Source organism: Paenibacillus sp. Marseille-Q7038, from assembly GCF_965111595.1.
In genome coordinates, this window is record NZ_CBCOOM010000001.1 from 1,279,894 (window position 1) to 1,303,607 (window position 23,714).

The window sequence follows — 23,714 nt, forward strand, 5'->3', positions numbered from 1 at the left end:
ACAGATTATTGATAACGTTTTCAAATTGAATGATATAGTGAGGATGAATTATGAAAAATCGTTTTCGTTTTTCCTTACGATTCAAATTTATTACTGGATTCTCGTTGATTATGGTGCCGCTAGTTTTGTTTCTCTACTTCAACAATGTCTACGCAATGGGCGTGGTGCGGGATCAGGTATCTCTAACAAATCGAAATTATGTCATTAAAAATGTAGAAGAAAATGAACGGATCCTAAAAGAAACCAATCGATATTTGTACAGTCTGGGAGAACAGGATCCCGATATTATTTCGCTGTTTTTTCTACCGTATGGAAGCGGTGATTACACGATTGCCAAGCAGCGGATTGTCAACAAGTTCAGAACGGATCTCGGATTTTATGATCTGCTAGATGGTTTATTTCTATATGATATCGTCCATCAGGACACCGTTCTGGCTACTCAAAATGGATATGATGAAAAAATTACAGCGATTGAAGAACTGATGCCGGAGGCTTCTCGCAAAAGTGCTAATGTTCCTACATATAAGTGGGAGATCGTTCAGATTAAAGACCGGTATCATCTCGTGAAAACAGTACGAATTAATGAGCAGTTTATTGCCGGGGCATGGGTACCGATGGACAGTCTCAATCAGCGGGTCCACAGCACAGAATGGGGGGAAGGCGGCGGCTCGGTGATTTTATCGAATCGGGGAACTCCGTTATCCAGCACGGAAATGCCAGGGGAGATCGTAAGACTGGCTTCACAAAATAAATCGGCACTCACTTCGTTATATCAGGTGGTGGAACAAGGAGAAGAAAATGATCGTTATCTGATGATCGGCGTGCCTGCTCATGAGGCAGTTATCAACTATGTGGTCATGTTGCCGGAGTCGAACATTATGCGAAACTTGCCTGCATTCCAGCAGATTATCCGTCTGCTCCCCTTTGCCGCATCCCTTTTGCTACTTCTCACGCTCTTCTTTCTAAGACAAGTTCTGTTCAAACCAATGAATACACTGATCCGAGGGATGAAAAAGGTTAGCCGTGGGGAACTGGATGTAAAACTGGGTCCGTCTTCTTCTCCTGAATTCACATTTGTGACGGAAACCTTTAATCAGATGACTGCAGAGGTACAGGACTTAAAAATCGGTATGTATGAAGAGCAGCTCCGTGTTCAAGAGGCGGAACTCAAACAGCTGCAAATGCAAATTAATCCTCATTTTTATTTGAATTCACTTCACATCATTCACAGCTTGGCAGCCCTGCAAAAATCTGATCTTGTTCAAAAGATGGCGGAACATCTGGCTGGTTATTTTCGCTTCAGTATGCAAGCCGACCGTAGCTTAATTCCAATTAAAGACGAACTGAAACATGTAGAGAACTATCTCGAAATTCAAAAACTACGATTTCCGCATCGCTTACAGTACGAGTGGGAACTAGACCCAAGATGTGAAGAGATCCTTCTTCCTCCTTTAACCCTACAGCCCTTTGTTGAGAATAGTGTGCTCTATGGTTTCAAGAAGGGAAGAGACATACTCTGCATTACAATAAAGGTCATTTATTTACCAGAAGAAGATCAACTCCAGATAAGGATTCAAGATAATGGTCCGGGTTTTCCAGAAGAGCTGCTTGCTCGTCTACAGGAGGATGAATATACTCCCGAGGAAAAGACGGGAAGAAGAATTGGCATCTGGAATGTACAGCATCGTCTACGGAAAATGAAAGATACGAATGCAGAGCTTTATTTTGATAATGAAATCGGCGGCGGTGCGAATGTACAAATAAAAATGAATTGTCATAGTCAATTACCAGGGGAGGAGATAACGAATGTACAGCTTGCTCATCGTGGATGATGAATATTATGCAGTTGAAGCTATGCTGCATGCTGTGGATTGGAAAGTAATCGGTATTGATCATCTCTATACAGCGATGTCAGCGGATGAAGCTCGAAGCGTACTCATCAACAACCAGGTTGATATTATGATCTGTGATATTGAAATGCCGGAAGAAGACGGATTATCTCTTCAGATTTGGGTTCAGCAGCATGCAGCTCAGGTAGAGACCATTTTTCTGACGGGCCATGCTGAGTTTTCGTATGCACAAAAGGCGATTCAGCTGCACAGCTTTGATTATCTCTTAAAACCTGTAGGTTCAGCCATTTTAATGGAGACCGTCAAACGAGCATTAGAAAAACGAATGCAGAACCTCGAACTCACTAAATTAACCGAAACGTATGAGGCTTATGCAAAAGAAGATCAATCCTGGAAACCAAAACGAATGACCCGCTTCTGGAAAGATCTCTGTTCTTCTCGTTATCCCATTAATGAAGCAAAAATTAAGGAATTAAAGTTAATCTATCATGTGGATATCGACCCAGGGACGTTCATTCTGCCGATATTGTTTCGCGTGGAAGAATGGCTGAGAAAGTTCCCTGACAAAGACCTTGATATTATGGAGTTTGGACTATGTAATGCGGCAGAAGAATTCGTTCTGAATGGGAGTAGCGGTGATGCGGTAGCGGATCAGCGCGGTTATGTTCTCGTTCTGTTATATGCTTCTGATCAGCCTCCGCAAGTTCCAGATACACTCGAACTCACCTGTAAGGATTATATGGCTAGGTGTACCGCTTATTTATCATGCCGTTTGTCCTGCTACATCGGGGAATGGACATTGCTAACGAATATGCCGGAGTCTTACCGAAAGTTGAAGCAGGTTCACAGGTATAACGTGTCAGGTCGTGACGGAGTGCATTATCTGTTACCAAGTTTAGAGAAGCAAGCATCCACAATAGAGCTTCTGCCGCTGCCGTGGGCATCTGAGATATCACTACTTATGGAGACTGGAAAAACAAAAGAAGTATTATATAAGGCAGATGAACTCATTGATTGGATCGAGGATCAAAAACATGGTTCAGCAGAGCTTTTGCAATCTTATTATCATGCAATGCTCCATTCCATTTACCCTTTACTTCATAAGAAAGGCATTTCGCTCCAACGTATTTACCCTGGAGAAGAACCAATGGAGGCAGAGGTAACAAGATCTTTAGCGGCGCTTCGAGAGTGGGCGCATGATCTCATCTCTCGTGCGGATCTACTGCTACATCCGGCAGGAGAAGATATGCAGTCTGCCGTGAAGCAGGTGTGTCTATATATTGATGCGAGGCTGGAATATGATCTAGGAAGAGAAGAAATCGCGGAATTTGTCCGGTTTCACCCTGCTTATCTATCGAGGTTGTTTAAGAAGGAAACGGGGATCTCCCTTAGTGACTATATTCTTCAAGCAAGGATCAAAAAAGCACAGGAGCTGTTGCTAAACACAAACTCTACAGTTACAGAAATAGCAAGCAAAGCGGGTTATGTTAATTACACTCATTTCACCAAAATGTTTAAGAAGTATACCGGTCTTACTCCCCAGCAATACCGTAAACAGAGCGGGAATAAGATAGAGAAAGAGCGGACGCTGTGAGCGTTCCGCTCTTTTTAATACCAGATGTCATCAAATGACACTATAAGAGGTTACGATACCGAGTATTTGTGTGGCGGCTTGAATCTTATAATGAAGTCAACCACTGAAGTGAGAGGGTGAACAGTGAACTTATACAAAGAGGGAAAGGTGTAGAGAAATGCCAAAGCCGATAAAGAAAAAGAAAACCATGCTGTACAATCTGGGCAAATACAAAGTGCTATATCTGATGTTTTTGCCAGGGGTTGTGTTTCTGCTGATTAATAACTATTTACCAATGTTTGGAGTCATCATTGCATTTAAAAATGTGAACTACACAGATGGGATATTCGGAAGTCCTTGGGCTGGGCTGGATAACTTCAGGTATCTATTCGGCACATCGGATGCGTGGGAAATTACGAGAAACACACTGGCTTACAATGTAGTGTTCATTCTGCTGAATCTGGTGCTTGGCGCAGGTCTTGCTATTTTGCTGAGTGAAGTAAAAGGAAGATTCAGTTCCAAGTTCTATCAGTCGGTTATGCTGCTTCCCTACTTTTTATCCATGATCGTGATTAGTTATCTGGTACTCGCTTTTTTAGGAAAAGACTCGGGATTCATGAACACAAGTTTTCTTCCGTTCTTTGGCAAGGAACCAATAGACTGGTATTCCGAGCCGGAATACTGGCCGTATATTTTACCTTTTGTGAATACTTGGAAAAACATTGGTTACTATGTGGTCATTTACCTCGCAGCCGTGATCGGAATCAGTGAAGAGTATTATGAGGCGGCCGTACTTGATGGTGCGAGTAAGTGGAATCAGGTTCGCTTTATTACGATCCCATTCCTATACCCGTTGATGATTGTCATGACCTTACTGCAGATCGGACGTATTTTTTATGCGGATTTTGGTTTGTTCTATCAGGTACCGCTCGAATCCGGCGCTCTGTTCCCCGTAACGAATGTACTTGATACCTATGTCTATCGTACGTTCCTCATCGGTGGGGACATTGGTATGTCTTCAGCAGCTGGGCTGTATCAGGCGGTTGTCGGTTTTGCACTTGTGCTGCTATCTAATTCCATTGTTCGTCGTATCAATAAGGATAACGCACTATTTTAGAAGGAGGAGAGTTCTTTGCATATGGGTCCCACCGGTAATCCGCTTCATGTCTCCAAACGCTCTGGAGTTGTCATTCATGCTTTTTTCATCTTCTATGCAGCTCTGTGTATCTTGCCACTCATACTTGTGCTCTCCATCTCGTTATCCGATGAAACGACGGTGATTGCGAATGGATATCGGTTTATTCCAGAGACATTTAGTGTAAGCGCTTATGAATTTTTGTTCAAAGATATGGATCAGATCATTCGATCGTATGGAGTATCTATTTTTGTTACTGTGATAGGTACAATTATCAGCGTCGCCCTAACGGCTTGTTATGCTTACCCGCTTTCAAGAAGTGATTTGCCGTATCGTGGATTCTTCGCATTCTTTATTTTCTTCACGATGTTGTTTAATGGCGGTTTGGTACCTTGGTACCTGGTCTATGTGAACTTGCTGGATCTTAAAAATACGATGTGGGTATTAATTATGCCGATGCTCATGTCACCGTTTTTTGTTCTCGTCATGCGTACATTCTTTTCAAGTTCGATTCCGATGTCGATTCTGGAGTCGGCCCGTGTGGACGGCGCAGGGGAATTTCGTACCTTTGTAAGGATTGTTCTGCCGCTATCTCTACCAGTACTTGCTACAGTTGCCTTATTCAGTACACTGAATTATTGGAATGATTGGTATCTTAGCATGATATTTATTTCTGACAATAAAACGATCAGCCTTCAGTATCTCATGTACCGCACACTGCTTGATATCCAGTACCTTACTTCGAACTCCAATGTGGCTTCGCAGATTTCTTCACAGGGAGGTATGCTGGACCTGCCGAACAAGACTTTGCAGATGGCGATGGCCGTTGTTGGGATCGGACCGATTGTTCTCGCGTATCCTTTCTTCCAGCGTTATTTCATCAAAGGGCTGACCGTCGGTGCAGTGAAAGGCTAGATGATAACCAGGAAGTCCGTACAGAAAATGATAAAAAGGAAGTCAGTACAGAAATAAGTAACAAGGAAGCTGTATATCAATAGTTGGCATTACTAATGCGTAAATTATATAAGGGAGGTCATGTCATGACCGGGTTTCAAGTCGGACGATTAGTCAAACGAAAAAGATCCATTATTCTGGCAACATTCACTGCATTTGCACTGGTTCTCAGCGCATGTTCGGGGAGCGGAAGTACAGCACCTGCGGATGAGCCTAAGACGGGTGAAAAAGCGGAAGTGAAAACGGAAAAGTCCTATGAAGTATCTTTGTTTTATCCAGGGACACCTCAGAAAGATGTAGAGAAAGTACAGGCCGAGATTAATAAATATATAGAACCTAAAATCGGAGCCACACTAAAAATTAACGCGATTGACTGGGGACAATGGGATAACAAATTGAATCTCATGATCTCGTCTGGTGAGAAATCAGATATTATTTTTACGGCAGCATGGCAGAATTACACAGTGAACGTGGCTAAAGGCGCCTTCTTACCTTTAAACGATCTGCTGGATAAAGCCGGTCCGGACATCATTAAGAACCTTGACCCTGCATTCCTAGAAGGATCGAAGGTAGATGGGAAGAATTACGGTGTTCCTACCAATAAGGAGCTAGCGGCAACCCGAGGTGTACTCGTTAGAAAAGATTTGCTTGAGAAGTATAAACTCGATATCACGAATGTGAAGACTTGGGCCGATCTAGAACCGCTGCTCAAAACGATAAAGGAAAATGAACCTAGCGTAACTCCATTTTATATGTCCAATTCTACCGGCAACGGACTATTAGATAATTTGGATTGGGACTATCTTGGCGATGCATCGGTACCTGGTGTCATTCGTAAAATCGGTTCCGAGACGACAGTTATGAATGAAGTGGAGACCCCTGAATTTAAAGAAGCAGCTGCACTTGCTCGCAAGTGGTATGAAGCTGGATATATTAATAGTGACTCAGCAACATCTACGGTGTTCCCGAAAGATCAGGCGAAAGCCGGCAAGGTCTTCATGTGGACAGATGGAATGAAACCAGGAAAAGACAAGGAAGAAGAAAGTTATGTTGGCTTCCCGCTGACTCAGATCGAACTTACACAGCCTACCATTACCACAGGAGATGCATCGGGAGCGATGCTTGCCCTGTCTCGTACTTCGGAGAATCCAGAAAAGGCAATGGCAGTCATTAACCTGCTTCACTCTGATCCGTATGTGAATAATTTGCTCAACTTTGGTATTGAGGGCGAACATTATGTGAAAAAAGAAGGCGGCGAAAATATTATCAGTCTGCCTGAAGGCACGGATCCAAACAACCGGACGTATAATCCGGGAGCACAGTGGCAGCTCGGCAATCAGTTCCTGAACTATCTATGGGATAATGAAGATCCTGAAAAATGGGCAAAATTCAAAGATTTTAATGCGAGAGGTGTGAAATCACCAGCGCTTGGATTTACCTTTAACAGCCAGTCTGTCAAAAATGAGATTGCCGCGGTAAATAACGTCAACAAGCAGTTTAAACCAGCACTGACTTCCGGGGCAGTAAATCCAGATGAAATGATTGCGAAATATGCGGAGAAATTGAAAGCTGCCGGGATCGAAAAAATTATTACCGAGAAACAAAAACAGCTGGATGCCTTTTTGGCTGGCAACTAGTCTTATGCCGTGATTTTCATAAGGACTGTATCCGAGAACGTGGATACAGTTCATTTTTTGTTCTACAGCTGGCTGAAATATTTTCATAAATATGGTGTTATGGCTTCCATATTCACAGCCTGAGTTGTAAACTATTACATGTTTACCAATGACTCACAATAGGGAGTGGCATAAACAGATGGAATTATCAGGAATATGGAAGTTGATGCATTATGATATAGGGGAAAAGAAACCAGTGGAACTGGCTGCACCCACCTATGACGATAGATTCTGGGTAGGCGCAAGTGTTCCAGGAGATGTGCATACCGCATTAATCGAGCGTGGGATCATTGATCCGCCGTATTATGGTCATAACGATATTAAGAGTCGCTGGGTAGAACAAAAAGAATGGTGGTACCGAACCACTTTTACTCTGGATGAAATTAGCGGTGAAGGCGAACGAACAGAGATTCTTTTTGAAGGATTAGATACGTTTGCAAGAGTGTATGTGAACGGACATGAAATAGGGAAAACCGAAAATATGCTGAGATCCTATCGTTTTGATATTACGCGGGTTATACGTAAAGGCTGGAACTCCATCGCAATTAGATTCGATCCGCTGTCTATTCATTATCAAGACAAAGAGTTATTTGATTGGTCTTCGTATACGAAGGAGCGGGCATGGATTCGCAAAGCAGCAATGAACTATGGATGGGATTGGGGTCCACGTATGGTCACTACTGGTATATGGGGAAAGGTCCATATTAACCAGTACCGTAAGGCGCGGATTGAGAATGTATATGCAAGAACGATACAAGCGGATCAAAATCTCGCGATTGTCCATCTTACGGCAAATGTAAAGAACTATCACAAAGAGGCAAGTTGCTCCGTAATCATTGCACTAAAGGATCAAGATGGCAAGGTAGTGGATCAAGCAACAACACCGGTGGAAAGCGGCAATGCTCATATGGAACTACGAATTTCGTCCCCGCATTTGTGGTGGACACATGATCTAGGAACACCTTATCTATATCAGCTCGAGGTTCGTCTTTTTGCCGAAGAAGAGATTCTTGATTCTTATGAAGAAGCCATCGGTATTCGGACTGTAGAACTTGCACTGCAAGATGCCGAAGGCCGTGATGCTTTTGCTTTTATATTGAATGGTGTAAAAGTGTATGCCAAAGGTGCCAACTGGATTCCAGCTGACCATCTGATCGGCTCCATACCGGATCAGAAGTATAAAGATTTGATTGATCTTGCTGCCTCCGGGCAGATGAATATGCTGCGAGTGTGGGCCGGCGGCATATATGAGAAAGATATATTTTATGAGGAATGTGACCGAAGAGGAATACTCGTGTGGCAGGATTTTGCTTTTGCTAATGCACTCTTTCCGGACTTCAACCATGATTTTATGGAAAATGTACGCGGCGAAGTAGTCGATAATGTAATTCGTTTGAGAAATCACGCTTCCTTAGCGCTGTGGTGCGGCAACAATGAAATCGATTGGCTCTATGATATGAAGACTGCAAGCGGTGATATCACAAGTCCATTCTACGGAGAGAAGATCTATCACGAGCTAATTCCGGAAGTGCTTGAAGAACTGGATCCACTCCGTCCCTATTGGCCGTCCTCTCCATATGGAGCTAAAGGCGGTTATGATGCAAACGATCCAGGCAGCGGAGATCGTCATAACTGGCAAGTGTGGCATGGATCGGTGTATCCACGAATGTCAGGAGAAGTACCTCTGCTAGATTACAGTATTCAGGGCGTGAGTTTTAAAAATTATAAACAAGATGATGCACTGTTCAGCAGTGAGTTCGGAATGCATGCCTCGGCGAATCGGTACACGTTAGAGAAGAACATCCCAGAAGGCCAGTTTTACTGGGACAGTCCAGAAATGGCGTACAGAAATAAAGATACCAATCATCAAAAAGGAATCCTGCTGATGGAAGGGTACACGGGGATTCCTAAGGATATAGAGGAATATATGGATTTTTCCATGCTGACCCAAGCAGAAGGATTGAAATATGGAATTGAACATTTTCGGCGTAATCAAGCACGGAACAGTGGTGCGCTGGTGTGGCAGCTAAATGATAGCTGGCCTGGTACAAGCTGGTCGATGATCGACTATGAACTACTGCCGAAAGCTTCATTTTATTATGGTAAGCGTTTCTTTGCTCCTATACTGTTATCACTAGATTACGAACCAGGGGAAGAACTGAAGGTTTGGCTGATCAATGATACGCTGGAGGTGTGCCAGGGCACCCTTGAGCTAAAAGTATTTACTTTTGACGGGGAAGAAGTTTATTCAACTTCGGTCGAAGTAGCCGCAGAGGCACAGTCTGTGAATGGTTACCTCACGTTAGAAGAGGCGGAAGTGCTACAAGGAAGAAGAGCCGAGGAAGTCATAGTTGAGCTATCTTCTTTAGCCATACCTGTTCCAGTAAATCGTTATTATCTTCGGGATCCAAAAGAATTAGTACTGCCAGATACAAACTTGCTAGTAGAGGTGGATGAGGCTAACTCCGTGGTGGTAGTAACGGCACCTGATCGATTAGCTCGTTTTGTAAAACTTGAACTGCCGCTAGGGAATGTGATTTATAGTGATAATTACTTTGATCTGCTGCCCGGAGAACAAAAAGTAGTCGAGATCCGCCACCGACATGGGGCCGAAATACCTTGGTCTGCATTACGAGTCAGTGCGCTAAATGCCGGGGTTTTCCCAATTAACGAATAGACTGAAAATATAAGAGGAGGCAGTATGACAAGTATGTTTGCTATAAATAATTATGATTCCTTGGATCATGTGAGATCCGACTGTGATCAATGTTTTGGTTTATGCTGTACGGCTTTGCCTTTTGCCAAATCTACCGATTTTGCTTTTGATAAAGAGGGAGGCACACCTTGCACTAACTTACAATTAAACTATCGATGCGGCATTCATCAAGACCTTAGAGAGAAGGGGTTAAAAGGTTGTACCGTATATGATTGTTTTGGAGCAGGTCAGAAAGTCTCTCAAATCATATATAAAGGCAAGGACTGGAGGAGTCATCCGGCAACCGCCAAAGAAATGTTTACTGTATTCCCCATCGTGCAGCAAATACAAGAAATGATATGGTATTTACATGAAGCTCTTGCTCTCGAAGCGACTACCTCTTTTCATAACGAACTGCGAGTTCAAATAGAAGAATGTGAATGTCTTACTCGGGAGAGTCCTGAGAACATCCTTCGAATAAATGTACCCGAGCTAAGAGCAAACGTGAATAAGTTGCTTATATTAACAAGTGAACGTGTTCGATCTAAAATACAGAAGAAAAAGAGTCAGAAAAAGATGCGGAGAAGTGATTTTATTGGCGCCAAACTAAAAGGTGCGGATCTCGCAGGATCTGACCTTAGAGGCGCACTACTCATTGCGGCTGATTTAAGAGGGGCTGATATGAGAGTTACTGATCTGATCGGCGCAGACCTTAGAGATGCTGACTTACGTGGTGCGGATCTGACGGGTTGTATCTTTCTTACACAGGTGCAAGTGAATGCTGCTAAAGGCAATTCATCTACTAAACTGCCGTCTTATCTAATGATCCCAGCGCATTGGGTGGAGTAGGATGGAATAGTTGTTTTTGAAAAGAATATACAAAAGGAAGAACCCCGTAGTATAGAATTGGGGTTCTTCCTTTTGTGATGCATAAATAAATTGCGTATGTAGTGTGATGTAGGATAGTAAAGCAGAAGAAAATATATAATAAATATTTCAGTAAGAATGAAGATGAATATATGAAATGAATTGTAACGTAGCGTTACTCTGGCTTAGTGACCTTTAAGGTTTCAAGATCTTTACGGATATTTTCTTCAGCGGTACGAATCGCGGTATTAACATCTGTCCCTTTTAATGCAATATCAGCAAAGGCTTGAGTCACATGCGGAGAGACATCGTTTTCCCATCGGTGCTGAGCTAATACAGGTATTTCCGTTTTGAATATATTTTCAGTTTTGATTCCTTTTAGAACCTCGATATCTGCACCAAATTCTTCATCTAATTCGGGATTATCAAGTGCAGGAACTCGGCCATTTCGAGCAACCTTACGCTGAACCTCATCGGATAAAATATTAGCTAATACTTGAAAAGCTTCATCTGGATGCTTGCTGACGCTTGAGATAGATACAGAGTGCACATTGGCTACTTTACCTTGGCCTAGATTATCATCAAAGTTAGGGATAGGAGCGATATCCCAGTTCAATGGCTTACCTTCAGCGCGCAATTCTTCCAATGTACCAACTAAGTTAGCCAATAAGGTAGGTCGAATCGCTAGATTTTGATCAATAACGAATGAATCACGGTCATACTGATACTGATCCCCTTGGACATATCCAGGAATTTGTACACTCTTCTCGACGGTCTCGAAGATTTTTCTCCATTGATCCGATTGTAAGATGGGTTCACCTGATTCTGGATCTAATGAAGAAACACCATAACTACCTTGTAAAGTTGCAGGGCCGTTATTGAGATCAATTCCGATATACTGCACACCATCCTCATTACGAGTTAATTGTTGTGAAGTCTCTAATATTTCATCCCAAGTTACTTGCTCATCAGAAGGATAAGGAACCTGGAATTTATCAAAGATATCTTTGTTGTAGAACAAAGCGGCTACATTTGAAGAAAACGGTAATGTAAAAAGTTCTCCATCTTTAGAGAAATTATATACGGATTCAAGTAGGTAGGGCTTAATACGCTTCGAATCAAAACTATATTTTTCAGCTAATGGTGTTAAGTCCGCTAATGCCTCTAGTTCTTGGAACGCGTAGTATGAACCACTAGTTTGATAGATGATATCTGGTGGATCGTTAGAAAGTAAAACCTCAGCAGGTGTTACACCTTCAGCAGGAACCAATTTTTCTAATGTGATATGAGGAAATTTTTCTTTCGTTGGTTGAACAAAAAACAAATCAAATTCTGTGTCCGTTAATGTCCCGCCTCCAACATAGAAGGTCAAGGTAACAGGATCTAGTGACTCTTGGTTTTCAGAAGTAGCCGTTTCCGTGGTGGTATCTTTCTTACCCTCCGTATTCGTTGTTGTTTGATTATTCGGTACATTATTTGCGCATCCGAATAAAAGTAGGCTTAGCATTAGAATAGATGATAGTGTTGGAATACTTTTATTTCTCAATGTCTTTTTCTTCATCATTTTAATCCCCTCTCCATGTGTTAAATTAGTCTCCGTGTTACAAATGTGTATTTTTCACATCATTCAGTCTGTTTTATAAATGCATAAAAGCGAAGACGCTTTATGAAACAGGCATCTCCGCTTATACGGTTGATCTATGGAATTAATTGTGATAATACATATTAGTTTACTCGGATATAGCCATGATTATACTTACCGAATAATAGTAGGTCAATAGCGATTTTGAAAATAAATCAGATTAATTTTGGAATATCTTTTTTTGCCTATTATCCTATTGACACACCAAATTATGGATGTTAGGATGGGTGAAATATAACTAAAGCGGTTGGTATTATTGGTATTATCCTTCAGCATTGACCATATCGATGGAGATGTTCAACTTTTTCTAGTACACACAAAAGTGTCGTGCTATGTGAAAGTGGATATCTCCATTTTTTTATTTCAATCTGAGCTATGCTCCCGATGTGAACAATGGAAACAGGTTTTCGAACTGCTAAAGAAAACAGTATGAAATTCCAGGCCTTATTGGAGAAAATCAATAACTAGTATACGATCGCACAAAATTGAAAATGTATTTAAACTGACTGCTATTCCTAATAGTTCACCACATCCGATTGACGGTAAGCTCGGTGAAGTATTAGATACGATATCTCTAGATATAGCGCTACATGGAAAAGATGTTGTTACTGCATTACGAGAAGGACAAGAAGAAAGTGATCGTCTACTAAAAGCATGGGAGGCTACTAGATGAGTAACGCGAACTTCAAAACTTATACAACAGATGTATTAGTAATTGGAGGAGGACCGGCAGGAGCATGGGCAGCATGGAGTGCAGCACAAACAGGAGCAAAAGTTATTTTAGTTGATAAAGGATACCTAGGCTCAAGTGGTGCAACAGCTCCTGGAGGAACGAATCTATTATATTTACCTCCAGATCAAGCGCTAAGAGATACTGCTGTAGAAATGCGAATGAATTCCGGTGGGTTTTTATCAGAACCGGACTGGATATACCGTGTCCTGGACCAAGTTTTTATTAATTTAGACCGAGTTGAACAATGGGGATATCCTTTTGTAAGAGATGAAAATGGTGATCCTCAGCGTAATCATCTTCATGGACCAGAATATATGGCACTGATGCGTAAGCAAGTAAAGAAAGCAGGGGTAACCGTTTTAGATCATGCTCCTGCATTAGAATTATTAGTGGATGAACATGGGGTTGGCGGTGCAAGAGGTGTACTTCGTCAACAGAATAAGGAATGGGAAATTAAAGCGGGTGCCGTTGTTATTGCTACAGGTGGCTGTGCATTTTTAAGTAAAGGTTTAGGCTGTAATGTGCTTACCGGTGATGGATATTTGATGAGTGCCGAGGCTGGAGCAGAACTATCAGGGATGGAGTTTAGTCGTCAATATGCACCAAGTGCTGCCTTTAGTTCACCTACTCGTGGAAGATTACTTGGTTGGGCGACTTATTATGACGAGGATGGAAATGAGATAGACAGAGATCGCGAGGGAGATTTCTTAGCAAAAAGACTGCTAAATGGTGGATCAGTTTACGCCATGATGAACAAAGCAGATACACCAGAAAAACAAGCAATTTTACGTTCTGCACATTCAATTTTCTTTCTGCCTTATGATCGAGCGGGAATTAATGTATTCACAGATTTATTTCCTCTTACACTTCGCTATGAAGGTACTGTACGAGGAACGGGTGGACTTCGCATTGTAACGGATGATTGTGGAACGACAGTTCCTGGTTTATATGCTGCTGGAGATGCATCAACAAGGGAGCGAATTACAGGTGCTGCATCCGGTGGCGGTGCTTTTAATGCCTCTTGGGCTATTTGTTCTGGTACATGGTCAGGCGAAGGCGCAGCAAATTATGCCAAGAAAGAAGCTAGTACATTTGGAGAACGTGAGTTGCATAGAGCTGGTAAATATGGACTGAAAGCAGAAAGCACGACAGGATCCGTACAAAACGAAGAGACACCAACCGTTTCAAAAGGTTCACTACCAGCTTCAAATGTTGCAGAGTCAAATGTTTTAATTAAAGAGTTAGTTAAAGCCATTCAAAACGAGATATTACCACTTGAAAAGAATTATTTCCGTACTGAATCAGGTGTACAAGAGTCTCTTAATATACTACATGAGCTATGGCCGAAAGTTCAGCATCAGAAAATAGAATCCATTCATGATGTGGTTCATGCAAGAGAAGCTGCAGCAATGGCTGCCACAGCACGCTGGATTTATACAGCTGCACTGGCGCGAAAAGAGACGCGTGGAAGAGGTCTGCATTCATTCAAAGAATACCCTGAACAAGACCCGAATCAACACCATCGCATTATCGTGTCTGGATTAGAAGAAATTCAAGTTAGCTATGATACCTCATTTTTAGACAAAGTAGAAAAATATCAAGAGCTACACAAAAAGGAAGTGCAAACGAAATGATAGAGTTAGTTAGTGATAGCCGTTGCATTGGTTGTAATATGTGCGTTAAAGTGTGCCCAACTAACGTTTTTGATAAGACAGAGGATGTACCCGTGATTGCTCGTCAAGAAGATTGCCAAACCTGCTTTATATGTGAAGCTTATTGCCCTGTAGATGCATTGTATGTGTCTCCATATGCGGATGAAGCGATTGAGGTTAATGAATTACAGCTTGCCAACGATGGTGTACTTGGAAGCTGGAGAAAAACAATTGGATGGGGACCAGGTCGTGTGAAAATTGCTTCTATTGACCAAACCCCATTTATCAACAGAATTTTACCTGAGAAAGTGTTAAAGGCTAGAGGGATTTCCGATGTGGATTCTCCATTTGGTCGGTAAGATTTATAAAGGAGACGAACATCGCGAAGGTAACCATTGATCAAAAATAAAGATTTAAAATGGACTTTTAGGTGTTGAATGTAATCGTTAGTCGTGCTATATTGTGTTTATTGGACATATCCTATTAAACGAATATGAATAATGAGTATAATATGTACAACCGCACAACCATACAAACGGAGAGCGTTTCTGAAATAATCAGGAACGCTCTTTATCTATTATTAGCTAGTATCATTGAAGAGGCAGAGAAAGCATATTTGGTAGGATTTCGTCAGGTGCAGCGATTTATACTGCAATATAATTAGCTAAACAACTAACTGGGAACAGGAAGCGAGTAGTAGCAATAGTTCAGAGTAATGGTGAGCGATCTCTATCTACCGTTCTCTATGCAGATGAACAACAAGTATAGGGGACATTATTCTAATCGTCCATGATCGACTGGTAAACCAGAGTCATGGCTATCTTATTGTTAAGATGGCTATGTCTCTTTTTTATATAAAAATGGTAGGGAGATGAAGAATATGGCTTTTACATTACAGCTTGGAGACCAAGCTCCAGATTTTAATTTATTATCGGTTGATGGCTTGTACTACGGATTGAAAAGTTTTGAGGATGCTAAAGTACTAGTTGTGTTCTTTACAAGTAACAGCTGTCCTTTTGTTATCGGATCAGATGAAGTCACGCGTCAAACTGTTCTGAAATACGCGCCACAAGGGGTTTCATTTGTAGCAATTAATGCCAATAGTGCTATTACAAAGCTAGATGACTCCTATGAAAAAATGATTGAGCGCATTCAGGAGCATAAATTCCCTTGGACATACGTTCACGATGCAGAGCAAACAGCGGCATTAGCATACGGTGCACTGCGTACACCCCATTTCTTCGTGTTCGATCAAGATCGTAAACTTATTTACACAGGACGGGGAGTGGATAACCCACGCGAAGCAGACAAAATTACAAGCAATGATTTAGAAAGAGCACTAGATGATCACATCGCAGGTAGAGCAGTACAAACTCCATTAACTAATCCACTAGGCTGTAATGTGAAGTGGGAAGGACAAGAGAAAAATTGGATGCCTGCAGAGGCGTGTGATTTAATTCTAACGACTACCTAACAGATCAGGCGAAGGTTCCGTATCTGGAGTGTTATTAGCGACAGATACGGTTTTTTTTTGCTTCATTTTAAACCAAGTGATTTGATGTGAATACATTGTGTGTTTGGGGGATAGGTAGATGAGAAAAGCAAGATTATCCATATTTATAGTATTCATTATATTAGTAGTAAGCGTGTTAGCTGGTTGTGGTAGTAGCAATAAATCGGTAAATACAACTAAGGATACAACTCGAACAACAGCTACAAATAATAACGAAACAAAGGATGGAGCAGCTTCGGAAGAGCCTATAACTCTAAAGGTTTTAAGAGCAGGCATAACGGTAACAGAAGCAGAATTTGAGAAAACACTCGTAGCAACTACAAAAGCTAAATTCCCTCACGTAACACTGGAATGGGTAGAGGCTCCCGAAGATGTTGAACTTGAACCGCTTATTACTTCAGGTGAAGTGCCAGATCTAATTTTTGTAGCCACATCCAATCTAACAACGACGATTGCTGATCTAGAATTAGCAGAAGATTTAACTCCTTATGTAGAAAAATACAATGTTGATTTGTCTAAACTTAAGCCAGTTGTATTAGATACGATAAAGCAATATTCACCTGAAGGGGAGTTACATGGTTTTCCTTTCTCCGTGAATTTACCCGTATTGTTCTATAACAAAGATATTTTTGATAAATTCAGTGTGAACTATCCACCAGATGAACAGATGAGCTGGAACGAAGCTATTAATTTGGGTAAACAAGTGACTCGTTCAGATAATGGTGTTAATTATATCGGAATCGATTTGTTTGGTTCTAACAATATTTCGAGTGGTTTAGATTTAACGATCGTTGATCCAGAGACAGGAACTGCAAATGTTACCTCTCCCGAGTGGATAAAAGTGTTTGAACAATTACAAGAGAGCTATGAAGTACCTGGATTTATTGGTGCCGATGGTCGTTACTTATATGCGGATGATGATGATATTTTCTTCAATGAACAAAATGTCGCGATGGTTGCATACAATCTAGCACACCTCTTGGGTCCCCTTGAAGAATTAAGCCAGCAAGGCATTGAATTAAACTGGGATTTCGCACCATTTCCAAATTTTGAAGAAAACTTAGGAACAGGCAAAGGTGCTAATATTCACTCTATTATTATGACGAAATCAAGTAAACATAAAGATATTGCATTCCAAGTTTTAGCTAATCTATTGTCCGATGATTCACAATTAGCATTATCTAAAGCTGGTCGTGTACCGATCGTTGAAGGCGAGCAATTTGAAGAAGTGTATGGTCAAGATATTGCTGTATTAGAAGGTAAGAAGGTTGAAAATATCTTTAATGCACCGCCACGTAAAGTTGTACGTCCCCATAAATATGAAGGGAAAGTACGTAAATTCTTAGCCGAAGCCGAGCAAAGAGTTGCTGCCGAGGGTCAGGATATTAATACAGCATTACGTATCGCACAAGAAGCGATTGATAAGGAGCTAGAAACCTTGTCTAGAACGCAATAAAGGGAGCGGATAGCGATGGCCGGTATTGTTATCAACCATTTGTATAAACGATATGGCAAGGATAAACAGGTTGTAGTGAATGATTTCCATCTTGAAATTAAGGACCGAGAATTCCTTGTGTTTGTCGGTCCTTCAGGATGTGGGAAATCTACGACTTTACGAATGATTGCAGGATTAGAGGATATTACGGAAGGTGAAGTCTACATTGGTGATCAATTGGTAAATCATCTTCCCCCTAAAGACCGTGATATTGCCATGGTGTTTCAGAACTATGCGTTGTATCCAAACATGAGTGTGTTCGAAAACATTGCTTTTGGCTTAAGGCTTAGGAAGCAACCGAGACATGAGATTGATTTGGCTGTTAGAAAAGCAGCTAGAATACTAGAACTCGAGGCATATTTACATCGTAAGCCGAAAGAATTATCTGGTGGACAGCGTCAGCGTGTTGCTCTTGGAAGAGCCATTGTACGCGATCCCAAAGTGTTTCTAATGGATGAACCACTCTCGAATCTTGATGCCAAACTACGTGTTCAGATGAGAATGGAATTAATTAAGTTACACAAAAGCTTAAAAGCAACATTTATCTATGTCACACATGATCAGGTTGAAGCGATGACAATGGCTGATCGAATCGTCGTTATGAAGGATGGAATTGTACAACAAATTGATACACCAGAAGCAGTCTATGCTACGCCAACGAATACTTTTGTAGCAAGCTTTATCGGTTCCCCGCAAATTAATTTAATACAAGGAAAAGTGATAGCTGAGCCAACAGGGAAATTATCTTTTCAAACGAAAAGATGTAACTTGCCGATTGGGCAAGAGGCATCAGATATTTTACGAAAGCATAATAAGATTGATCGTAGAGTCACGCTTGGACTTCGTCCAGAGCATATAGCCTTAGAAAGGTTATATACGGAGCCAGTTATTACAGGTACTTTCCATGTTAGTGAGTTGATGGGAGCAGATCGTTTCCTTCATCTTGATATTGGCGAAGAGAAATTACTTGTAATGCGAGTAGATGCATATTACAAATCTGTTGATCATGAAAAACTACGTATTGTTCCTGATATGTCCAAAGCACTTTATTTTGAAGCAGACAGTGGGAAACGTCTAACACTCGATCATTAATAAAAACAACATGTTGTAACTCAATGTGGAAAGGAGTGGCATGTAATGGTACGAGGCAAATTACAAATGAAAAGCAGATATATTTGGTCCATTCTATTATTACTAGTTATCGCTACATTAACGACAGCACTTATTACGAGTCAAGCAAAGGGCACTCTTCGTTCAGGCCCGTATCAAGCCAATCTATCACTACAGGACTTTGCGATTTGGGAGGATCAGTCTGTAGCAGAGGCTGATCTAGATCCTTATTATGTGAATGTTCTTCAGGATTGGGAGCAGCAACAAATACCTTCAGCAACATCTCGTATTGAAATAGACGCTACCACTCCTTCTGCTCAATCGAGTCAAGCTGAAATCTATGAGGGCTCATACGGTGGCAAAGATAATGTACTCCTATGGGAATCGAAGGATACGCACTGGATAGAGTATGAGGTTGATGTTCCAAAGGATGGATTATACGAATTACATGCGCTCTATTTTCCTATTCAAGGGGAAAGTTATACCCGGCCGATCGTATGGGATATCAAGATTAACGGAGAACGTCCTTTCCGAGAAGCGTCATCAATCACATTATATCGATTGTGGCGTGACAAGAGTGAAATATTGAAGAATGATGATGGTGATGATATTCGTCCTGTTGCACAGGATATTTCAGACTGGAGTCAATGGCCGCTCGTAGATACCGGTGCCAATTATGCCCAGCCGCTGAAATGGTATTTTGCACAAGGTGAAAATACGATTCGTATTGAAGGTTATGAGCCAATCGCGCTAGATAAATTGTACTTAGAACCACCTACGGTGTTGCCTACTTACAAAGAAGTTACTCATGAGCAAGAGATAGAACCACTTAATCAAGAGATTATTACATTGCAGGCAGAACAAATGGAATGGAAGAATGACCCATCGATCGTAATGATGTGGGATCGCGACTGGAGTACAGTTCCTCGTGCAAAAGGTCGTATTACCTATAATACGATGGGGGGGGTTCGGTGGGATTGGCCCAACCAAGAGGCTACTTGGGAATTTGAAGTGACGGAGAGTGGATACTATCAAATAGGAATGAGAGCGCTACAGGAAAGATTCTCCCAAAAAGCTTCCTTTAGAAGAATTCAAATCGATGGTGAAGTACCGTTTGAAGAATTATTGACGTATCGATTTCCATATTCCTCTACCTGGAAGGGAGTAGTGCTTGAGGATGATGTGGGAGAGCCTTTCAACTTCTATTTGGAGAAGGGGACACACACCTTATCTATAGCTCTAACACATGCGACAATAAGTCCAATTGTACGTGGAATAGAGAATTTAAGTACACTTTTGCGTGAGAGTGAACAGGATATCAGATCTTTAACCGGTCGTCAGATAGATCGCAATCGAACTTGGAAGTTAGATCGAGATTTGCCTGGTTTAACTGACAAACTCGAGTTGGCAAAAGCCAATCTCATTATTTTGGCAGATGAAATGGCAAAAGTTAATGGAAGTAAGGACAGTATAAGTGAAGGTTTCCGAGCATCGGCGAGTGATATTGAAGAATTATTAAAGCATGCTGATAATATACCCTACTATGTAGATGAGATTACTTCTATTACAGAAAGAATCAATAATTTTGTAGTTAATCTGCATAAGCAACCTCTCCAATTAGATGAAATATATATCGTACCGTACGGTCAGTCTATTCCGGCGATGGAAACATCTGTGGGAGATAAGGTCGTTGGACAATTAGCAAACTTTGCTTATTCGTTTAATACACGTCAAAGCTTAGATGATATGGACGAGACGGAGTTAAATGTCTGGGTACTGCGTGGGCGAGATTATGTGACGCAACTACAAGATCTTGTGAAGGAACAATTTACGCCTGCTACGGGAATCAAAGTAAAAGTAAATCTACTTCCAACTACTCAATTGCTTGTTTTATCTAATGGAGCGGGATTGCAACCCGATATTGCACTTGGGCTAAATCAAGATTTGCCTGTTGATTATGCAATCAGAGGCAGTATATATGATCTTTCAAAATTCGATGATTTCGATGATCTATATGAACGCTATAGCCCGGGATCATGGCAAGCTTTGCATTATGACGGAGGTTATTATGCCATTCCTGAGACACAATCGTTCCAAGTTCTTTATTATCGCAAAGATATTATGAGAAATCTCGGATTAGAAATTCCTGAAACTTGGGGGGATGTGTATGATGCACTTCCAACCTTGCAACAAAATGATATGAATTTTTATATCGATCCAGGTGAATTTTTACCATTCATTTATCAAAATGGTGTTGATTTTTATTCTGCTGATGGGCTAACTACAGCATTAGATACGCCCGAAGGTTTCAAAGCATTCCAACAGTGGACTGATTTGTTCAATATGTATGCTCTTGAAAAACAAGTACCGAGCTTCTATCAGCATTTTCGTAATGGAACAATGCCTATCGGTATTTCTGATTATAATATGTACATTCAATTGTCGGCAGCAGCACCAGAACTTAACGGTCGCTGGGGAATGTCGCTTATTCCAGGAGTGGAGCAAGAGGATGGAACGATTACTAGATGGGCAGGCGGACAACAAACGACAGGTGTCATTTTTGAGAAGTCCCAGAAAAAAGATGATGCGTGGACCTTTATGAAATGGTGGGTATCCACGGAGGCTCAGCAACGTTATGGTTCAGATTTAGAAGCGATAAATGGTGTTTCATTCCGTTGGAACACGGCTAATATTGAAGCTTTTACTCAACTTCCATGGAAGAAAGAAGATTCAAATGTCATTTTAGAGCAATGGTCATGGTATAGAGAAAAAGAAAATCCTCCCGGTGGTTACTTCTTGGGACGTGAACTAAATAACGCCTGGGTAGCGTCAGTAATTAATGGAACGAACTACCGTACAGCACTTGAGACGACGGTCATGGATATTAACCGTGAATTGCTGCGAAAACAGCAAGAGTTTGGTTTTGTGAATGAAAACGGAGAGATTCAGAAAAGGTTTAGCTTCCCTCAAATCACGGATCCGTGGGAGGGAGTGAATAAATATGTCAAATAAAATAGCGAATCATTTACAAAATATTTGGAAGTACAGACTAAGTTACTTATTTATTACGCCATTTATGCTTTGCTTTCTCGTATTTATTGTTGTACCTGTCGTAGCTGCAGTTGTATTAAGTTTTACTTATTTTAATGCTATTGAAAGGCCCAGATTTATTGGGTGGCAGAACTTTCAATATTTAATATCACAAGATTTATTATTTCTAAAATATGCACTTCCTAATACTTTCAAATTTGCACTAATCGTTGGACCCGGTGGTTATATTGCAGCCTTTCTATTGGCATGGTTAATCTCACAATTACCAGGTAAATTGCAGAAGTGGTTTTCCCTTGCGATGTATACACCCTCACTAACGATCGGTATCGCTATGTCTATAGTATGGTTGCCAATGTTAACTGGTGATCGAATCGGTTACTTGAACAGTATTCTTCTTAGGCTTGGGGTTATAGATGTACCTCAATTATGGGTAACCGATCCTGACTACTTAATGAATGCCATGATAGTAGTCACATTATGGTCAAGTATGGGTGTAGGGTTTCTTGCTATGCTTGCAGGTATCCTAAATATTAATAAGGATTACTATGAAGCAGCACGAATCGATGGGATGAAAAGTAGGTTACAAGAAATATGGTACATTACTATCCCTTCTATGAAACCACAAATGTTATTCGGAGCAGTTATGGCTATAGTAGCTACATTTAAGACAGGTGCCATTGGAGTGGAACTATCAGGAACGAATCCAACACCTGCGTACTCCGGTCATCTTATTATTAATCACATTGAAGATTTTGGCTTTATTCGTTTTGAAATGGGCTATGCAGCGGCTATTTCTGTATTTTTACTTATTATTATGTATGTATCAAATCGCTTAAGCTGGGGACTTTTTGGAACCAAAGGAGACGAATAATATGTGGCATAAGTTCCAGTTATATAGACAAAACAGAGTACAAACGATGGATGGATTCCAGAAACTATTAACTGTCATTCTCATCATAATCTCCATTTTTATGTTATTACCAATCGTGTATATATTCAATCATGCCTTTAAGCCATATCATGAGTTATTCGTGTATCCACCAACCTTTATTGTGAAAGAGCCTTCCCTGCAAAATTTCAATGAGCTTCTTTCCGTGACAGCAAGATCAACGGTACCTATGATTCGTTACATTTTTAACAGCATATTTGTATCGGTAGCATCCGTTGTGCTAGTAACGATTGTTAGTGCACTATGCGCGTATCCTTTAGCTAAGCATAAGTTCCCAGGGGCAGCATTTGTGTTTAGCGCTATTCTTTTGACCTTAATGTTTGCACCAGAAGTGGTACAAATCCCTAGATATTTGGTCGTAAGTCAATTAGGTATTATGAACACTTATTTTGCTCATTTCCTTCCGATGATGGCTATGCCTGTTGGTGTGTTTTTACTTAAACAGTTTATGGATCAAATACCAGACCCATTGTTAGAGGCCGCTAGAATAGATGGTGCAAATGAGTTTACGGTGTTTTTACGTGTGGTAATCCCTGTATGTATGCCAGCTGTTGCCACGGTAGCTATATTAGCATTTCAAAATTCCTGGGCTAATATTGAAACCTCATCGTTATTCATGCTTGACGATGAGATGAAGAGCTTTGCTTTCTTCTTATCGACGTTAACTAATAATTTGGCCAACAATGTTGCGATGCAAGGTGCAGCCGCAGTCGCATCACTTATTATGTTTATTCCGAATTTAATCGTATTTGTAATTTTACAAAGTAAAGTGATTACGACTATGGCACATTCAGGAATTAAGTAGAGATAGGGGGAGGT

Annotated in this window: 16 protein-coding genes and 1 pseudogene; 16 read left to right on the top strand and 1 reads right to left on the bottom strand. The window is 41.1% G+C overall.

Annotation, left to right across the window (positions count from 1 at the left end; genetic code table 11):
• Positions 1-50 precede the first annotated feature (50 nt).
• The 7 genes from ACWPWY_RS06170 to ACWPWY_RS06200 all read left to right on the top strand — a co-directional run bounded on the left by ACWPWY_RS06170 (position 51) and on the right by ACWPWY_RS06200 (position 10,732).
• Complete coding sequence (locus ACWPWY_RS06170; RefSeq protein WP_454190866.1) at positions 51-1,832, top strand: sensor histidine kinase; 1,782 nt, start codon at positions 51-53, stop codon at positions 1,830-1,832.
• Positions 1,807-3,444, top strand: a complete 1,638-nt coding sequence (locus tag ACWPWY_RS06175; RefSeq protein ID WP_454190867.1) for a response regulator transcription factor — start codon at positions 1,807-1,809, stop codon at positions 3,442-3,444. Before ACWPWY_RS06170 ends, ACWPWY_RS06175 begins: the two co-directional genes overlap by 26 nt.
• A 157-nt stretch (positions 3,445-3,601) precedes the next feature.
• Positions 3,602-4,540 carry an ABC transporter permease gene (locus tag ACWPWY_RS06180; protein ID WP_454190868.1) on the top strand — a complete coding sequence of 313 codons (939 nt, stop codon included), beginning with the start codon at positions 3,602-3,604 and terminating at the stop codon, positions 4,538-4,540.
• A 21-nt stretch (positions 4,541-4,561) separates the two neighbouring features.
• Positions 4,562-5,473: a carbohydrate ABC transporter permease gene (locus ACWPWY_RS06185; RefSeq protein ID WP_454192816.1), complete on the top strand. Its 912-nt coding sequence runs from the start codon at positions 4,562-4,564 to the stop codon at positions 5,471-5,473.
• Between the two features lie 125 nt (positions 5,474-5,598).
• Positions 5,599-7,149 (top strand): ABC transporter substrate-binding protein, encoded by a 1,551-nt coding sequence (locus ACWPWY_RS06190; protein WP_454190869.1) that lies wholly within the window; start codon positions 5,599-5,601, stop codon positions 7,147-7,149.
• A gap of 178 nt (positions 7,150-7,327) precedes the next feature.
• A complete protein-coding gene (locus ACWPWY_RS06195; RefSeq protein ID WP_454190870.1) occupies positions 7,328-9,865 on the top strand; it encodes a beta-mannosidase in 2,538 nt (845 codons plus the stop codon).
• A gap of 33 nt (positions 9,866-9,898) precedes the next feature.
• Positions 9,899-10,732: a pentapeptide repeat-containing protein gene (locus ACWPWY_RS06200; protein WP_454192817.1), complete on the top strand. Its 834-nt coding sequence runs from the start codon at positions 9,899-9,901 to the stop codon at positions 10,730-10,732.
• Between the two features lie 193 nt (positions 10,733-10,925).
• On the opposite strand, the gene ACWPWY_RS06205 is transcribed toward ACWPWY_RS06200, so the two are convergent.
• Positions 10,926-12,314 carry an ABC transporter substrate-binding protein gene (locus tag ACWPWY_RS06205; protein WP_454190871.1) on the bottom strand — a complete coding sequence of 463 codons (1,389 nt, stop codon included), beginning with the start codon at positions 12,312-12,314 and terminating at the stop codon, positions 10,926-10,928.
• Positions 12,315-13,061: 747 nt separating this feature from the next.
• Between ACWPWY_RS06205 and ACWPWY_RS06210 the strand changes: the two genes are divergently transcribed.
• The 9 genes and pseudogenes from ACWPWY_RS06210 (at position 13,062) to ACWPWY_RS06250 (ending at position 23,700) form a co-directional block, all read left to right on the top strand.
• Complete coding sequence (locus ACWPWY_RS06210; RefSeq protein WP_454190872.1) at positions 13,062-14,759, top strand: FAD-dependent oxidoreductase; 1,698 nt, start codon at positions 13,062-13,064, stop codon at positions 14,757-14,759.
• Positions 14,756-15,136: a 4Fe-4S binding protein gene (locus tag ACWPWY_RS06215; protein WP_454190873.1), complete on the top strand. Its 381-nt coding sequence runs from the start codon at positions 14,756-14,758 to the stop codon at positions 15,134-15,136. The genes ACWPWY_RS06210 and ACWPWY_RS06215 overlap by 4 nt, the downstream gene beginning before the upstream one ends.
• 247 nt (positions 15,137-15,383) lie before the next feature.
• Positions 15,384-15,545 (top strand): annotated as a pseudogene (locus ACWPWY_RS06220) (cysteine synthase A); the annotation flags it as partial.
• Positions 15,546-15,657: 112 nt separating this feature from the next.
• Positions 15,658-16,251: a thioredoxin family protein gene (locus ACWPWY_RS06225; RefSeq protein ID WP_454190874.1), complete on the top strand. Its 594-nt coding sequence runs from the start codon at positions 15,658-15,660 to the stop codon at positions 16,249-16,251.
• A 118-nt stretch (positions 16,252-16,369) separates the two neighbouring features.
• Positions 16,370-17,746, top strand: coding sequence for an ABC transporter substrate-binding protein (locus ACWPWY_RS06230; protein WP_454190875.1), 1,377 nt, complete (start codon positions 16,370-16,372; stop codon positions 17,744-17,746).
• A 15-nt stretch (positions 17,747-17,761) separates the two neighbouring features.
• Complete coding sequence (locus ACWPWY_RS06235; RefSeq protein ID WP_454190876.1) at positions 17,762-18,877, top strand: ABC transporter ATP-binding protein; 1,116 nt, start codon at positions 17,762-17,764, stop codon at positions 18,875-18,877.
• 45 nt (positions 18,878-18,922) lie between these two features.
• Positions 18,923-21,907, top strand: a complete 2,985-nt coding sequence (locus ACWPWY_RS06240) for an extracellular solute-binding protein (protein WP_454190877.1) — start codon at positions 18,923-18,925, stop codon at positions 21,905-21,907.
• A complete protein-coding gene (locus ACWPWY_RS06245; protein ID WP_454190878.1) occupies positions 21,897-22,817 on the top strand; it encodes a carbohydrate ABC transporter permease in 921 nt (306 codons plus the stop codon). The genes ACWPWY_RS06240 and ACWPWY_RS06245 overlap by 11 nt, the downstream gene beginning before the upstream one ends.
• A gap of 1 nt (position 22,818) precedes the next feature.
• Entirely contained in the window at positions 22,819-23,700 is an 882-nt protein-coding gene (locus tag ACWPWY_RS06250; protein ID WP_454190879.1) for a carbohydrate ABC transporter permease, read from the top strand.
• The last annotated feature ends 14 nt before the right edge of the window (positions 23,701-23,714 follow it).

Bases quoted from the DNA above. Each gene is read 5' to 3' on its own strand.
- ACWPWY_RS06235 (WP_454190876.1), top strand. From the start codon at position 17,762: ATGGCCGGTATTGTTATCAACCATTTGTATAAACGATATGGCAAGGAT.
- ACWPWY_RS06210 (WP_454190872.1), top strand. From the start codon at position 13,062: ATGAGTAACGCGAACTTCAAAACTTATACAACAGATGTATTAGTAATT.
- ACWPWY_RS06215 (WP_454190873.1), top strand. From the start codon at position 14,756: ATGATAGAGTTAGTTAGTGATAGCCGTTGCATTGGTTGTAATATGTGC.
- ACWPWY_RS06200 (WP_454192817.1), top strand. From the start codon at position 9,899: ATGTTTGCTATAAATAATTATGATTCCTTGGATCATGTGAGATCCGAC.
- ACWPWY_RS06230 (WP_454190875.1), top strand. From the start codon at position 16,370: ATGAGAAAAGCAAGATTATCCATATTTATAGTATTCATTATATTAGTA.
- ACWPWY_RS06205 (WP_454190871.1), bottom strand. From the start codon at position 12,314: ATGATGAAGAAAAAGACATTGAGAAATAAAAGTATTCCAACACTATCA.
- ACWPWY_RS06245 (WP_454190878.1), top strand. From the start codon at position 21,897: ATGTCAAATAAAATAGCGAATCATTTACAAAATATTTGGAAGTACAGA.
- ACWPWY_RS06225 (WP_454190874.1), top strand. From the start codon at position 15,658: ATGGCTTTTACATTACAGCTTGGAGACCAAGCTCCAGATTTTAATTTA.
- ACWPWY_RS06240 (WP_454190877.1), top strand. From the start codon at position 18,923: ATGGTACGAGGCAAATTACAAATGAAAAGCAGATATATTTGGTCCATT.
- ACWPWY_RS06170 (WP_454190866.1), top strand. From the start codon at position 51: ATGAAAAATCGTTTTCGTTTTTCCTTACGATTCAAATTTATTACTGGA.
- ACWPWY_RS06190 (WP_454190869.1), top strand. From the start codon at position 5,599: ATGACCGGGTTTCAAGTCGGACGATTAGTCAAACGAAAAAGATCCATT.
- ACWPWY_RS06180 (WP_454190868.1), top strand. From the start codon at position 3,602: ATGCCAAAGCCGATAAAGAAAAAGAAAACCATGCTGTACAATCTGGGC.
- ACWPWY_RS06195 (WP_454190870.1), top strand. From the start codon at position 7,328: ATGGAATTATCAGGAATATGGAAGTTGATGCATTATGATATAGGGGAA.
- ACWPWY_RS06185 (WP_454192816.1), top strand. From the start codon at position 4,562: ATGGGTCCCACCGGTAATCCGCTTCATGTCTCCAAACGCTCTGGAGTT.
- ACWPWY_RS06250 (WP_454190879.1), top strand. From the start codon at position 22,819: ATGTGGCATAAGTTCCAGTTATATAGACAAAACAGAGTACAAACGATG.
- ACWPWY_RS06175 (WP_454190867.1), top strand. From the start codon at position 1,807: ATGTACAGCTTGCTCATCGTGGATGATGAATATTATGCAGTTGAAGCT.